The 12,709-nt window shown below is 42.4% G+C and carries 14 protein-coding genes; 10 read left to right on the forward strand and 4 right to left on the reverse strand.

The window, feature by feature from the left end:
• The first annotated feature begins 48 nt into the window (after positions 1 to 48).
• The 3 genes from ezrA to HMPREF1150_RS00100 all read left to right on the forward strand — a co-directional run bounded on the left by ezrA (position 49) and on the right by HMPREF1150_RS00100 (position 3,699).
• Positions 49 to 1,773 carry a septation ring formation regulator EzrA gene (ezrA, locus tag HMPREF1150_RS00110; protein WP_009660575.1) on the forward strand — a complete coding sequence of 575 codons (1,725 nt, stop codon included), beginning with the start codon at positions 49 to 51 and terminating at the stop codon, positions 1,771 to 1,773.
• A gap of 150 nt (positions 1,774 to 1,923) precedes the next feature.
• Positions 1,924 to 2,571 (forward strand): phosphoserine phosphatase SerB, encoded by a 648-nt coding sequence (gene serB / locus HMPREF1150_RS00105; RefSeq protein WP_009660555.1) that lies wholly within the window; start codon positions 1,924 to 1,926, stop codon positions 2,569 to 2,571.
• Positions 2,572 to 2,580: 9 nt separating this feature from the next.
• Entirely contained in the window at positions 2,581 to 3,699 is a 1,119-nt protein-coding gene (locus HMPREF1150_RS00100; RefSeq protein ID WP_009660582.1) for a glycerate kinase, read from the forward strand.
• Here HMPREF1150_RS00100 and HMPREF1150_RS00095 read toward each other — a convergent pair.
• Positions 3,696 to 4,034, reverse strand: a complete 339-nt coding sequence (locus HMPREF1150_RS00095; protein ID WP_032905854.1) for a nuclear transport factor 2 family protein — start codon at positions 4,032 to 4,034, stop codon at positions 3,696 to 3,698. The genes HMPREF1150_RS00100 and HMPREF1150_RS00095 overlap by 4 nt on opposite strands.
• Position 4,035: 1 nt before the next feature.
• Positions 4,036 to 4,485: a DUF1694 domain-containing protein gene (locus HMPREF1150_RS00090; protein ID WP_009660568.1), complete on the reverse strand. Its 450-nt coding sequence runs from the start codon at positions 4,483 to 4,485 to the stop codon at positions 4,036 to 4,038.
• Positions 4,486 to 4,693: 208 nt separating this feature from the next.
• Between HMPREF1150_RS00090 and eno the strand changes: the two genes are divergently transcribed.
• The gene (gene eno, locus HMPREF1150_RS00085) at positions 4,694 to 5,998 is read left to right on the forward strand and encodes a surface-displayed alpha-enolase (protein ID WP_002906836.1); all 1,305 of its coding nucleotides are present in this window, start codon (positions 4,694 to 4,696) and stop codon (positions 5,996 to 5,998) included.
• 351 nt (positions 5,999 to 6,349) lie between these two features.
• Positions 6,350 to 7,690 carry a magnesium transporter gene (gene mgtE, locus HMPREF1150_RS00080; RefSeq protein ID WP_009660547.1) on the forward strand — a complete coding sequence of 447 codons (1,341 nt, stop codon included), beginning with the start codon at positions 6,350 to 6,352 and terminating at the stop codon, positions 7,688 to 7,690.
• A 47-nt stretch (positions 7,691 to 7,737) separates the two neighbouring features.
• Here mgtE and HMPREF1150_RS00075 read toward each other — a convergent pair whose 3' ends face one another.
• Together HMPREF1150_RS00075 and HMPREF1150_RS00070 are read right to left on the reverse strand one after the other, a co-directional pair.
• Complete coding sequence (locus HMPREF1150_RS00075) at positions 7,738 to 7,929, reverse strand: hypothetical protein (protein WP_009660540.1); 192 nt, start codon at positions 7,927 to 7,929, stop codon at positions 7,738 to 7,740.
• A 68-nt stretch (positions 7,930 to 7,997) separates the two neighbouring features.
• Positions 7,998 to 9,008: a lactonase family protein gene (locus tag HMPREF1150_RS00070; protein ID WP_009660564.1), complete on the reverse strand. Its 1,011-nt coding sequence runs from the start codon at positions 9,006 to 9,008 to the stop codon at positions 7,998 to 8,000.
• A gap of 78 nt (positions 9,009 to 9,086) precedes the next feature.
• On the opposite strand from HMPREF1150_RS00070, the gene HMPREF1150_RS12300 reads away from it, so the two are divergent.
• Genes HMPREF1150_RS12300 through HMPREF1150_RS00045 form a run of 5 tightly spaced genes read left to right on the forward strand, consistent with a single transcriptional unit; the run spans position 9,087 to position 12,708 of the window.
• Positions 9,087 to 9,254: a hypothetical protein gene (locus HMPREF1150_RS12300; RefSeq protein WP_009660557.1), complete on the forward strand. Its 168-nt coding sequence runs from the start codon at positions 9,087 to 9,089 to the stop codon at positions 9,252 to 9,254.
• Positions 9,251 to 9,523, forward strand: coding sequence for a hypothetical protein (locus tag HMPREF1150_RS00060; protein WP_002895853.1), 273 nt, complete (start codon positions 9,251 to 9,253; stop codon positions 9,521 to 9,523). Before HMPREF1150_RS12300 ends, HMPREF1150_RS00060 begins: the two co-directional genes overlap by 4 nt.
• A gap of 28 nt (positions 9,524 to 9,551) precedes the next feature.
• Positions 9,552 to 10,817, forward strand: a complete 1,266-nt coding sequence (locus HMPREF1150_RS00055; protein ID WP_009660569.1) for an efflux RND transporter periplasmic adaptor subunit — start codon at positions 9,552 to 9,554, stop codon at positions 10,815 to 10,817.
• Positions 10,804 to 11,478: an ABC transporter ATP-binding protein gene (locus HMPREF1150_RS00050; RefSeq protein WP_002895848.1), complete on the forward strand. Its 675-nt coding sequence runs from the start codon at positions 10,804 to 10,806 to the stop codon at positions 11,476 to 11,478. Before HMPREF1150_RS00055 ends, HMPREF1150_RS00050 begins: the two co-directional genes overlap by 14 nt.
• A 12-nt stretch (positions 11,479 to 11,490) precedes the next feature.
• The gene (locus HMPREF1150_RS00045; protein ID WP_002897806.1) at positions 11,491 to 12,708 is read left to right on the forward strand and encodes an ABC transporter permease; all 1,218 of its coding nucleotides are present in this window, start codon (positions 11,491 to 11,493) and stop codon (positions 12,706 to 12,708) included.
• Position 12,709: the final 1 nt, after the last annotated feature.

The raw sequence follows: 12,709 nt of genomic DNA on the forward strand, positions 1-12,709 counted from the left end.
ATATAATCATTATGTTTGCTTTATAGTAACAATGTGAAGGAGTTCTATATGTCTATTGGACTAGTTATTCTCGTTGCTGTGGTAGCTCTGCTTTTGGTTGTCGGCTATGGTACTGCAGTTCTGATGAGAAAGAGAAATGAAGCTTTACTTCAAAATTTGGAGGAGAGAAAAGAAGCACTCTATAATCTTCCTGTGAATGATGAAGTTGAAGAAGTAAAAAATATGCATTTGATTGGGCAGAGTCAGGTAGCCTTCCGTGAATGGAATCAAAAATGGGTAGACCTGTCCTTAAATTCATTTGCTGATATCGAAAATAATCTATTTGAAGCAGAAGGTTACAATAATTCTTTCCGTTTCATAAAAGCCAAGCATGCCATCGGCAATATTGAGAGTCAGATTGATTTGATTGACGAAGATATCAAGATGATTCGTGCTGCCTTGGAAGATCTTAAAGAGCAAGAGTCTAAAAACAGCGGTCGTGTGCTCCATGCCTTGGATTTGTTTGAAAAACTGCAAACTCAGGTGGCGGAGAATGCAGACTCGTATGGGCAAGCCCTAGCTGAGATTGAAAAACAGCTGGAAAATATCCAGTCAGAGTTTTCTCAGTTTGTGACCCTTAATTCTTCAGGTGACCCAGTTGAGGCGGCTGAAATCTTGGATAAGGCAGAGGATCATATACTTGCTCTGACACATATCGTTGAGAAAGTTCCTGCCATTGTCGAAGAGTTGACTGTGAAATTGCCAGATCAGTTGGAAGACTTAGAATCTGGTCACCGAAAGCTCTTGGAATCTGGTTATCACTTTATCGAAACAGATATAGAGTCTCGTTTCCAGCAGCTCCATGCAAGCCTCAAACGCAACGAAGCTAACATTTCAGCCCTAGAGCTGGATAATGCTGAGTATGAAAATGAGCAAGCGCAAGAAGAGATTAACGCTCTCTATGAAATTTTTACGCGGGAAATTGAAGCCCACAAAGTAGTGGAGAAGTTGATTAAAAACTTGCCTAGCTATCTGGCTCATACAAAGGAAAACAACCAGCAACTCCAAAAAGAGATAGAACGTTTATCTCAAACCTTTCTTCTCTCTGATACAGAAACTTCTCATGTCAAGGAGTTGCAGGCTGAGCTTTCTGCCCAGGAAGATGTGGTACTTAGCGCGGTAGAAGATTCTTCTGAAACCAAGCAAGCCTATTCTGTGGTTCAGGAAGAGTTAGAAGCTATCCAAGAGCGTTTGAAAGAAATCGAAGATGAGCAGATTTCTCTTGGTGAAGCACTGGCAGAGATTGAAAAAGATGATGCCAACGCTCGCCAGAAAGTCAATATCTATGCTAACAAATTGCATACCATTAAGAGATATATGGAAAAACGCAATTTGCCAGGTATTCCAGACTCTTTCTTAGAAATTTTCTTCTCAACCAGCAACAATATTGAAGAGTTGGTGAAGGAATTGGAAGCTAAACGAGTCAATATCGAATCTGTTAACCGTTGGCTGGAAATTCTAGGAAATGATATGGAGCAATTGGAAGAAGAAACCTATCGTATCGTCCAAGATGCTACCTTGACTGAGCAGCTGCTGCAGTATTCAAACCGCTATCGTTCCTTTGATGATAACGTACAAGCAGCTTTCAACAAGTCCTTGTATGTCTTTGAACATGACTACGACTATGCTCAATCATTGGAAATCATTTCAAAAGCTTTGGATCTTGTCGAGCCAGGCGTTACAGAGCGCTTTGTGACATCCTACGAAAAAACACGCGAGAATATTCGTTTTTAAAAGAAGTTCCTTCGGGAACTTTTTTCTTTTACAAAGAAAACGCTAGAGAACAGTCAGTAACAAGGATTCTGAGACTTCAATTTTTCCCAGCTTGTTTTGAAATAGAATTTCCTGTATAATACAAAAAAATAGAAAGAATGAGGTCAGACAATGAAAACAGTCAAAGGCTTATTAGTCATGGATGTAGACAGCACCTTAATCATGGAAGAGGGGATTGACCTGCTAGGAGAGGAAGCGGGTGTAGGAGCTCAGGTTGCGGCTATTACCGAGCGTGCCATGCGAGGAGAGTTGGACTTTGAAGCTGCCTTACGTGAGCGGGTCACCCTTTTAAAAGGTCTGCCAGAGGATATTTTTGCTCGAATTGCTGAAAGGATCCACTTCACACCAGGAGCCGAGGACTTGGTCAAGGAGCTGCATAAACGTGGTTATAAAGTAGGCTTGGTGTCAGGTGGTTTTCATGAGACGGTGGACAGACTGGCTGAGCAGCTTGGAATTGACTATGTAAAGGCAAATCGTTTGGAAATTCAACAGGGTCTTTTGACAGGCCGAGTCTTAGGAGATATTGTCACCAAGGATACCAAGCTTGCCATGCTAAAAGCATGGGCAGCTGAAAACAAGTTGGAATTAAATCAAACAATTGCTATGGGGGACGGTGCAAATGATCTGCCTATGATTCAGGCAGCAGGAATAGGAATTGCCTTTATGGCCAAGCCAATCGTTCGAGAGCAGGCTCCTTACCAGATTCAAGAACGCAATCTCTATCGGGTCATTGATTTTTTAGACAATAGAAAAGAGTAGGAGAGAGGCATGCATATTCTAATTGCACCGGATTCATTCAAGGAAAGTTTGTCAGCTGCTCAGGTTGCTCAAGCTCTGCAGACAGGATTTTCTCAGGCCTTGCCAGATGCCAGCTTTGACTTGCTGCCGGTTGGTGACGGCGGCGAGGGGACAATGGCTGCGCTGACAGCAGCCTTGGTCTGGGCTGAATTTTACCACACCGTAACCGGACCCTTTGGCCAGCCAGTAAAAATGCCCTACGCCAGAAATGGTCAGCAAGCGCTTTTTGAGATGGCTGATTTGGTCGGACTTGCCTCTATTCCTCAGGAAAAACGAAATCCCTTAGCCATAGAAACCAAAGGATTGGGAGAATTGATTTTGCACCTGGCTGAAGACGGTGTTAGAAAAATTTTAGTTGGTGTTGGAGGTTCGGCCAGCAATGACGGTGGAATTGGACTGGCAGCGGGCCTGGGCTATGAATTTTTCGATGCGGACAATCATAGACTGCGCCCCATTGGCTCGTTTTTGGGAAAGGTTGCCCGAATATCAGCTGAGCAGGTTCCTGCTTTCTTGAAAGAAGTTGAGATTGAGATTTTGACGGATGTAGACAATCCTTTATGCGGTGAGCGTGGTGCGACAACTGTTTTCGGAGGTCAGAAAGGTCTAGCACCCTTATTATTCTCTCAAGTGGATCAAGCCATGGCAGATTTCTATCAGTTGGTTGATCCTCAGGTGATTGATATGGATGGAGCTGGAGCCGGAGGCGGAATGGCTGCAGGACTGGTCGCTTTTGCTGGAGGAAAAATCGTTTCGGGTATCGAAACCTGTTTAGATTTACTGGATTTTGATGACAGAGTTAAAAAAGCGGACTTGGTCGTCGTTGGCGAAGGACGGATGGACCGTCAGTCTTTGGCGGGTAAGGCACCAGTCGGGGTCGCAAGACGAACACCTGAAGGCATTCCTGTACTGGCGATTTGCGGCAGTCTGGCAGATGATTTACCGGATTTCCCAGTTGAGAATATTCAGGCAGCTTTTCCTATCATTGCACGAGCAGATAGTTTGGATAGGCTTCTAGAGCAGGCGGAGCAAAATTTGATTCGCACGGCCAGAAATATTGGCAATGTACTAAAAATGAAAAAAAGCGGTTAGTCCGCTTTTTTTAGTAGGTATTCAATTTCTTTGACTATCATGCCCTTTTCAAAGAAGAAGATGTCACAAGACAGGTCACCAAAGTCATTTTCTAAAAGAGTCACAATCCGATTCTGGTCAGGACTAAGCTGATAATAAGTACAACGAAACTGAACGGGGTTGTTATGGTAGACTTTTTGAATATTAGTCAAGTAGTCTGCTTTACCTTTGATGATTTCGATTGTGTCACCCTCTAATTCCCAGCTAACATGATCAGAAAGAAAGGTCTGATAGGTTTGCCAATCACGCTGGTTTTCAGCTTCAAAAAAGGCAAAAAATTTTTCTAAATTTGTCATTTTATCCAAACCATTTTTTCCAGAGGGAGCGCTTTTCTTTTGCTGGTTTTTCTGCTGGCTGAAGGAGGCTTGCAAACTGTTGGCTCATGTCCTTGTCATCTACTTGGACAAGATGGTCGCTATGGACAATCAGGCCAAATGGAGAAGACTGGTAATCACTTGAGACGATAGTAGCCTCGCAGCCCAGTTCCTTGGAGGTTTTTAGATAAAAGATTTGATTGCCAGACTCGACTTCTGGGGAAATTTTAACAATTACAGGTTGGCAGTTTTTCATGATGCTGCTGAGCATTTCCTTGAAATGATTGCGAATGAAAGAGTCGTTGGCTTGCTCAATAGAGCAGGAGGCCAGCACTCGCTCCTCAAAAGTCCCTAAAAACCTACGCTGTTCATCAGGGTTGAGCTTGACTCCGCCCTGGGCTTTTTCCATGATTACTTTATTAATATCAGTCATACTAAAATTGTACCATAAAAGGAGGAATTCTAAAAGCTCGAATGTCTGTTCTGATTTGCTGGAAAAACATTTATATAGTAAGTTTGGAATCGTTTTCTTGTGCAAAATTTCTCAAATTTGCTTAGATTCTCTATTTTTCCTTGAAAAAAAAGCGTTTTTGAGGTATCATAGACTAGTAAATAATTTTAAATAATAAGGAGAGTAAGAAATGTCAATTATTACTGATGTTTACGCTCGCGAAGTCCTAGACTCACGCGGTAACCCAACACTTGAAGTAGAAGTTTATACTGAATCAGGTGCTTTCGGACGTGGTATGGTTCCTTCAGGAGCTTCTACAGGTGAGCACGAAGCGGTTGAACTTCGTGATGGCGACAAATCTCGTTACGGTGGTCTTGGTACACAAAAAGCAGTTGATAATGTAAACAACGTTATCGCTGAAGCTATTATCGGTTACGATGTTCGTGACCAACAAGCTATCGACCGTGCAATGATCGCCTTGGACGGTACTCCTAACAAAGGTAAATTGGGTGCAAACGCAATCCTTGGTGTGTCTATCGCTGTAGCTCGTGCTGCTGCTGACTACCTTGAAATCCCTCTTTACAGCTACCTTGGCGGATTCAACACTAAAGTTCTTCCGACTCCAATGATGAACATCATCAACGGTGGATCTCACTCAGATGCTCCAATCGCATTCCAAGAGTTCATGATCTTGCCAGTTGGTGCTCCAACATTCAAAGAAGCTCTTCGTTACGGTGCTGAAATCTTCCACGCTCTTAAGAAAATCCTTAAATCTCGTGGTTTGGAAACTGCCGTTGGTGACGAAGGTGGATTCGCTCCTCGTTTTGAAGGAACTGAAGATGGTGTAGAAACTATCATTGCTGCTATCGAAGCTGCTGGTTATGTTCCAGGTAAAGATGTATTTATCGGATTTGACTGTGCATCATCAGAATTCTACGATAAAGAACGTAAAGTATACGACTACACTAAATTTGAAGGTGAAGGCGCTGCTGTTCGTACATCTGCAGAACAAATCGACTACCTTGAAGAGTTGGTTAACAAATACCCAATCATCACTATCGAAGATGGTATGGATGAAAATGACTGGGATGGTTGGAAAGCTCTTACTGAACGTCTTGGTAAGAAAGTACAACTTGTTGGTGACGACTTCTTCGTAACAAATACTGACTACCTTGCACGTGGTATCAAAGAAGGTGCTGCTAACTCAATCCTTATCAAAGTTAACCAAATCGGTACTCTTACTGAAACTTTTGAAGCGATTGAAATGGCTAAAGAAGCTGGTTACACTGCAGTTGTATCACACCGTTCTGGTGAAACTGAAGATTCAACAATCGCTGACATCGCAGTTGCAACTAATGCAGGTCAAATCAAGACTGGTTCACTTTCACGTACAGACCGTATTGCTAAATACAACCAATTGCTTCGTATCGAAGATCAACTTGGTGAAGTTGCTCAATACAAAGGTCTTCAAGCTTTCTATAACTTGAAAAAATAATCTAACAACATATAAGAGGAGCTAGGACATAGTCCTAGCTTTTTTGATGTGTAAAGATATGACAATGGATTTTTTTTGATTTAGGATCAAGCCTAATTGATGAGAGGGAGATTTATCATCTTTTCCTAGAAAATTGCCTAGAAGTACTGTGTGGGACTGGTCATGCTCTTTCCCTTGAAAAATTGGGAGACAAGATGCTAGCTTTTGCTAAGGAAAATATAATCAACTAATCCCTGCATTTCCTTGTGACTACATGCTTGAAAAAGTGAGTGATTTATTGAAGATTTTATAGCTTTCTTGTATCAAAATCAGTCTTTTATGGTATACTAGCAAAGTGGAAGGAGGAGTACAATGGAAGAATTATTAAATCAGGTCTTACTATCACAGGATAGTGAAGTTTTCAATCAGATATTTGACGATTACTATCCCATTGATATTGCTCTTTCTTTGGGGGCCTTGGAGGATGAGGAAGGGAATCTCCTCAAAACCTTTACGGAAATGGCTAGTGATGATCAATTGGTAGAGATTTTAAAAGAAGCCGAGCCGGAGTTGCAACGAAAGATTATCCAATCGATTTCTTTCAAACGTACCAGCACTCTTTTTCATCTTATGCCAGATGATGATGTGGTAGATATTTTGGGTTACTTGAGTGTGGACTTGCGTAAGCAATACTTAAGTATGATGAAAAATACCAGTCAAGAGAATTTGAAAGCTATGTTGGCTTACGATCCTCAGACAGCTGGTGGTCTGATGACGACAGAATTCATTACCTTAAATGAAAATCTGACCGTCTCAGCAACTCTCAATAAATTGAGGGAGATTTCGCCCAATACGGAAGTTATTGATACCTTATTTATTAGAAATGTGCATCATTCGCTAGTTGGCTGGATTGATATTCGTGATTTGTTTATTCATGATGCGGAGATGAAACTCAGTGAATTTATGAATACTCAGATAGTGAGTGTAACGCCAGAGGTTGACCAAGAGGAAGTGGCACAGCTTTCTGCCAAATATAATTTATCTGTCGTACCGGTCGTCAATCATCGGCAGGTATTGTTAGGAATCATCACTATTGACGATATCGTCGATGTTTTGCAAGAAGAGTATCAAGAAGATATCTTGCGGATGGGTGGTGTCCAAGAAAGTGAAGAAATTGGAGGACCTTTTAAAGAATCACTCAAGAAACGCTTACCTTGGTTGATGATTAACCTAGTGACAGCCTTTCTAGCTTCTGCGACAGTAGCACTTTTTGATGATACGATTTCAAAAGTTGTAGCATTAGCAGCGATTAGTCCTATTATCACGGGAATGGGCGGAAATTCTGCCTCTCAGACACTTGCTTTGGTTATCCAGGGGATTGCCTTGGGGAAACTGGATCTGAAAGAAGATAGGAATTTAGTATTCAAAGAAATCGTGCTAGCTTTGGTTAATGGTTTCTTTACCGGTTTGATTGCAGCGATTGTCATGTTTGTCTTCTATCAAAATTTCTATCTGTCTGTTATTGTGGTATTGGCTATGATGATCAATCTAGCATGTGGGGCTCTATTTGGCTACTTTGTACCACTGATTATCAAGACACTGCAGCAGGATCCAGCTCTAGCCTCAACCATTTTCATTACCACGGCAACAGATGTGTTAGGTTATCTAGCTTTTCTAGGCTTAGCACAAATTTTCTTACCATTGATTATATAAAAAATGATACACAAAAAACGCTTGATTTTTCAAGCGTTTTTGTTTTCTTAGTTGTCGAACAAACCTTTAACTTTATCAATAGCATTACTAGCCATTTCGTTTCCAGCTACTAATTTTTTAGCTTGATCAAGGTATTCACCGAGTTTGTCTTTGTTTTCTTCGATAAACTTTTTAGCGCCATCAAAGTCTTTCTTTTCAATCATTTCTTTTACTTGGTTAAATAAATCTACTGGATTCATAGTTGTTGCTCCTTAGTAATTTTTTATACTATTTAATCAAAATTTTAATAGAAAGACAAGAATTCTGTTTATTTAAAAGTCACACAAACAGCTTCGGGAACGTAGAAATCGTGGGAGATTTCTGTTAATTTTCCACTCTCCGCATCGCGTTTGAAGATGGTTGCATTGTCTGAGTCTTGATGGACAGCAATGATATGGTTTTGATCCGGTGTGATGTTAAAATCTCGTGGATTTTGGCCATTGGTAGGTGCAATCTGGATTAAGTCCAAACTGCCGTCAGCTAAGATTTTGTAAACAGCAAGAGAGTCATGACCGCGGTTGGAACCGTAGAGGAACTTGCCATCAGCAGACAGGCGGATAGCAGCTGTTCCATTGGCTCCTTCAAAGTCCTCTGGCAAGGTGAAGACAGTTTGCAGGTGTTCAAAATGGCCGACTCCATCGTAAATCAGGACTTCAATAGTAGAATTAAGCTCACAGATTAAATAGGCGATTTTATAATGATGGTGGAAAACGATATGGCGGGCACCAGCTCCAGCAGCACATTTGTAGGTGTTCAGAGGAGCGATCTTTCCGTCTTCAGCAACATCATAGGTGGTGACTTCATCAGTTCCCAAGTCGCAGGTGATTAGGTATTGATCTGGTGTAAGGTCAGCATAGTGGACATGGGCAGACGCTTGGTTAGCGTGTGGTCCTTGACCTTGATGGCTAGATGAGTCAGCCAGTTCCAGTCTGCCATCAGCTAGGCGTTTGTAGACCAAGACTTGTCCCTTATGATAATTAGCACCGTAAACCAAGTCACGCTCTTCGTCAACTGCCACATAGCAGAGCGGAGCTCCTTCTTCAACGACATGGTTGAGGAGCTGACCAGCCTGGTCAAAGGCTGCAATACCTCCCTGTCCGTCCTTTGCTCCAACAGAATAGAGATGTCCAGTCTTATCAAAGGCTAGGTAGGTAGGACTGGGTTCTTCAGCGACCAAGGATAAGTTTTCTAGCGCTCCCTTGGTAGAGTTAAAATCTGCCTTGTAAATTCCTTTGGAATCTCTGCGAGTATAGGTTCCAAAGTAAACCGTTTGTGTCATGACATTACCTCGTATATATTTAGATTGCTTGCTACTATTATATCATAAAAGCAGAAGATAGGGCTTAGAGCAGAGGATTTGCCTGATTTTCAACAGAAAAGTATTGTTTTTGAAAAAATAGATAAAAAACAGATAGTGGGTAGGAAGGGGATAGATGGCTTTGTTAGAATAGAATTGTTCAAAAAAACAATTACTGTCAGGAAGAAACAAACTTCCTGCTTGTCAAACAAAGGAGAAATCAAATGAACGTTAAAAAAATTGCTATGCTCGTTGCCCTTATCGGAATGTCAGGATTCTTTTTAGCCGCATGCGGAAATAAAGAAGCAGATAACTCAGAAATTAAGGATGGAAAACAAGTAGACTTCCAGAAGGATGCTGTTGACAAGAAGACCAAGACGGTAGATGGCAAAGAAGTAACAGAATACACAATGCCTGATGGAAATGTTATCCAAATCCCAGCAGATGGTGAGGAAATTCCAGAAGATGGATCAGGATCTAGCTCAGAAGCTGAATAAAGATTAAAACATGTAGGTTGGAGGCAATATGTTTCGAAGAAAAAAAATGAATCGTAAGACCATTCTATTGGGCAGCACGGTCATTCTTGCTTGTGCTGGGCTGGGAGGCTATCTGTATTTTAGACAGATCAATCAACAACAGGCCATGAAAATGGTAGATAAGACGATTGATTCGCTGACAGTCCAAGAAGCTGTCAATAACAGCAAAAAAACAAGCATGGTTTTATCTGGGGAAGTAGTTGCCAACAATAGCAGTAAGGTCAAGATTGACCCGTCTAAAGGGGAAGTCAAGGAAGTATTTGTCAAAAATGGTGATACCGTTACACAAGGACAGCCACTCTTTTCCTATGCGACAGAGCAGCAATTGACAGCCCAGTCGGCTCAATATGATGCCCAGTCCAAGGCAAATGGCATTACAGCCGCTCAAAATAGCGCTGCGATTAAATGGGAAACTTATAATCGCAAGTTAGCCAGTCTTAACTCTCTCAAGGACAAATACAATTCCAGTCAGGATGAGTCATTACTGGAGCAGATAAAGTCAGCTGAAGACGAGCTGGCTCAGGCGTTGAGCGATGCTAAGACTGCGGATAGTGAAGTAACGACAGCTCAGATTGAGGCTGAAAAGGCCCAAGTGACAGCCCAGACAGAATCAGATCGGATGAAGTATGATATTGTGACTGCCGATACAGCGGGAACAATTACCTCTATGAATGAAGATTTGCCTAATCAGTCCAAGGCCAAAAAGGAAGAAGAAAACTTTATTGAGATTATGGACAAGTCCAAAACTCTGGTCAAAGGGACTGTCAGTGAATTTGACCGTGAAAAGCTGAGTGTCGGCCAGAAAGTGGAAGTGGTGGATCGCAAGGATCCTAAGAAACGCTGGAGTGGTACGGTAACTCAGGTCGGCAGCCTTACAGCAGAAAATACTTCCAATAATAATGGTGGGAATAAGCAACAGGAAAATCCCAACCAAGGTAAGTATCCTTATACAGTTGAGCTGGATCAGGGTGGTGAAATGCCGCTGGTGGGTTCCCATTCCTATGTCAACATCGTGGAGAATGCTCCCGAGGCTGGAAAGGTAGTCGTCAATAAGGCTTATACTTTCAATAAAAATGGCAAGACCTATGTCTGGAAGGTAGAAGGCAAGACTCTGAAAATGCATGAAGTCAAGACCAAAAAAGTTTCTGACCGTTTGGTGGAGATTACAGAAGGTTTGACTATGCAAGATACCATTTCGACCCCAAGAGCAGGTATGGAAGAAGGGATGGAGGTAGGACAGCATGTTAAAGCTTAAGGATATCCACAAATCTTATCAGCAGGGCAGTCAGGAATTTCCAATTTTAAAAGGAATTGATCTGCATGTGAAAGAGGGGGATTTTCTGGCTATCATGGGACCGTCTGGATCTGGCAAGTCCACTCTGATGAATATTATCGGCTGTCTGGATAAGGCAAGTTCAGGGACTTATCATATCGAAGGGACCGATGTGTCTGAGCTGTCCGACAATCAGCTGTCCGATCTACGCAATCAGAAGATTGGTTTTGTTTTTCAAAATTTCAACCTCATGCCTAAGCTTACGGCTTGTCAAAATGTGGAACTGCCTCTGACTTACATGAAAATTCCTAAAAAAGAGAGACGGGAGAGGGCACTGGAAATGCTGCGATTGGTCGGGCTGGAAGAAAGAAGTGATTTCAAGCCGATGGAGTTGTCTGGTGGTCAAAAGCAGCGGGTAGCTATTGCACGAGCCTTGGTAACCAATCCCAGCTTCATCCTTGGTGACGAACCAACGGGGGCTCTGGATACCAAGACCAGTGTGCAGATTATGGACCTTTTCAAGCAGTTTAATGATGAAGGTAAGACCATTGTCATCATTACCCATGAGCCGGAAGTAGCTCAACTCTGCAAGCAGACGGTTATCCTGCGGGACGGTAATATAGAGAGCAAAGCGATAGGATAGAAAGGAAGCTGTATGGAAGATATTTTTGTAGCTCTGAATTCAATCTTGTCGCATAAAATGCGCTCTATGCTGACCATGTTGGGGATTATCATCGGGATAGGCGCTATCATCGCTATTTTTTCTATCATTGAGGGAAATACGGAAAATACCAAGCGTCAGCTCATCGGCGGCAACAATAACACAATCAAGGTCGTTTATGACAAGAAAAGCGCCATCGATCCGACCATTCCAGAGAAATCTCAAGCTCAGAAGCCTTCTTATATTCCCTTTATGGGAGAGGATGTGCTGAGTAAGATTAAGGAAATCTCTGGGGTCAAGAATGCTCTGCTGACCTATGGTACGGATGAGAAGATTTACTACCTGAGCCAAAAGTCGTCTGGGAAGATTCAGGCTGTTTCGCAGACAGCCGCTGACATCAAGCAGCAACGTCTGCTGGAAGGTGAAGGATTTGACTCAGAAGCCTTTAAAAATCAAGAGCAGGTGACCTATCTGGAAAAGTCGCTTTATGATAGTCTTTTTCCAAAAGGGGATGGCATTGGCAAATATGTTGAAGTCTTAGGCAATCCCTTTAAGGTTATTGGTGTATTTGAGTCCACAGAGCAGAGTGGCTTAACAGCTGGTGCGGAAAAGGTGGCCTATATTCCTCTGCAGCAATGGCATCGAATTTTTGATACCATTAATGTCAGTCCTGAAGTGACTGTCCAAACCCACAAGGCCGATGATTTGAAGAAGGTTGCCAAGAAGGTCAGTGATTATCTCAATCAGCAAATGCCACCGTCGGACTATATGTTTGGTGTGCTCAACCTGCAGGAATTTGAACGGCAGCTGGATAATCTCAACAAGTCTAACTTCGTCTTGCTAGCTGGTATTGCCAGCATCTCTCTATTAGTCGGAGGTATCGGTGTTATGAATATCATGCTGGTTTCAGTGACTGAGCGGACTCGTGAAATCGGGATTAAAAAGGCTCTGGGAGCTCGACGGAAGATCATTCTCAAGCAATTCCTGATTGAGGCAGTCATCCTAACCCTGATGGGAGGAATTATTGGAGTGGTGGCTGGTATCGCCTCTGGCTTTGCCATCACCCAGTCTCTAGCCTATCCGTATATTCTATCCCTCTTTTCTGTCTTTGTAAGTTTGCTCTTTTGTTGTATAATAGGAGTAGTATTTGGGCTCCTGCCAGCTGTGAAAGCATCCAAGCTGGATCCAATCGAGGCCCTGCGATTTGAATAGG

Origin of the sequence: Streptococcus sp. AS14 (assembly GCF_000286495.1) — a bacterium.
GTDB classification, from domain to species: domain Bacteria; phylum Bacillota; class Bacilli; order Lactobacillales; family Streptococcaceae; genus Streptococcus; species Streptococcus sanguinis_P.

Coding starts and splice junctions, on each gene's coding strand:
- ezrA (WP_009660575.1), top strand. CDS start 49: ATGTCTATTGGACTAGTTATTCTCGTTGCTGTGGTAGCTCTGCTTTTG.
- serB (WP_009660555.1), top strand. CDS start 1,924: ATGAAAACAGTCAAAGGCTTATTAGTCATGGATGTAGACAGCACCTTA.
- HMPREF1150_RS00100 (WP_009660582.1), top strand. CDS start 2,581: ATGCATATTCTAATTGCACCGGATTCATTCAAGGAAAGTTTGTCAGCT.
- HMPREF1150_RS00095 (WP_032905854.1), bottom strand. CDS start 4,034: ATGACAAATTTAGAAAAATTTTTTGCCTTTTTTGAAGCTGAAAACCAG.
- HMPREF1150_RS00090 (WP_009660568.1), bottom strand. CDS start 4,485: ATGACTGATATTAATAAAGTAATCATGGAAAAAGCCCAGGGCGGAGTC.
- eno (WP_002906836.1), top strand. CDS start 4,694: ATGTCAATTATTACTGATGTTTACGCTCGCGAAGTCCTAGACTCACGC.
- mgtE (WP_009660547.1), top strand. CDS start 6,350: ATGGAAGAATTATTAAATCAGGTCTTACTATCACAGGATAGTGAAGTT.
- HMPREF1150_RS00075 (WP_009660540.1), bottom strand. CDS start 7,929: ATGAATCCAGTAGATTTATTTAACCAAGTAAAAGAAATGATTGAAAAG.
- HMPREF1150_RS00070 (WP_009660564.1), bottom strand. CDS start 9,008: ATGACACAAACGGTTTACTTTGGAACCTATACTCGCAGAGATTCCAAA.
- HMPREF1150_RS00060 (WP_002895853.1), top strand. CDS start 9,251: ATGAACGTTAAAAAAATTGCTATGCTCGTTGCCCTTATCGGAATGTCA.
- HMPREF1150_RS00055 (WP_009660569.1), top strand. CDS start 9,552: ATGTTTCGAAGAAAAAAAATGAATCGTAAGACCATTCTATTGGGCAGC.
- HMPREF1150_RS00050 (WP_002895848.1), top strand. CDS start 10,804: ATGTTAAAGCTTAAGGATATCCACAAATCTTATCAGCAGGGCAGTCAG.
- HMPREF1150_RS00045 (WP_002897806.1), top strand. CDS start 11,491: ATGGAAGATATTTTTGTAGCTCTGAATTCAATCTTGTCGCATAAAATG.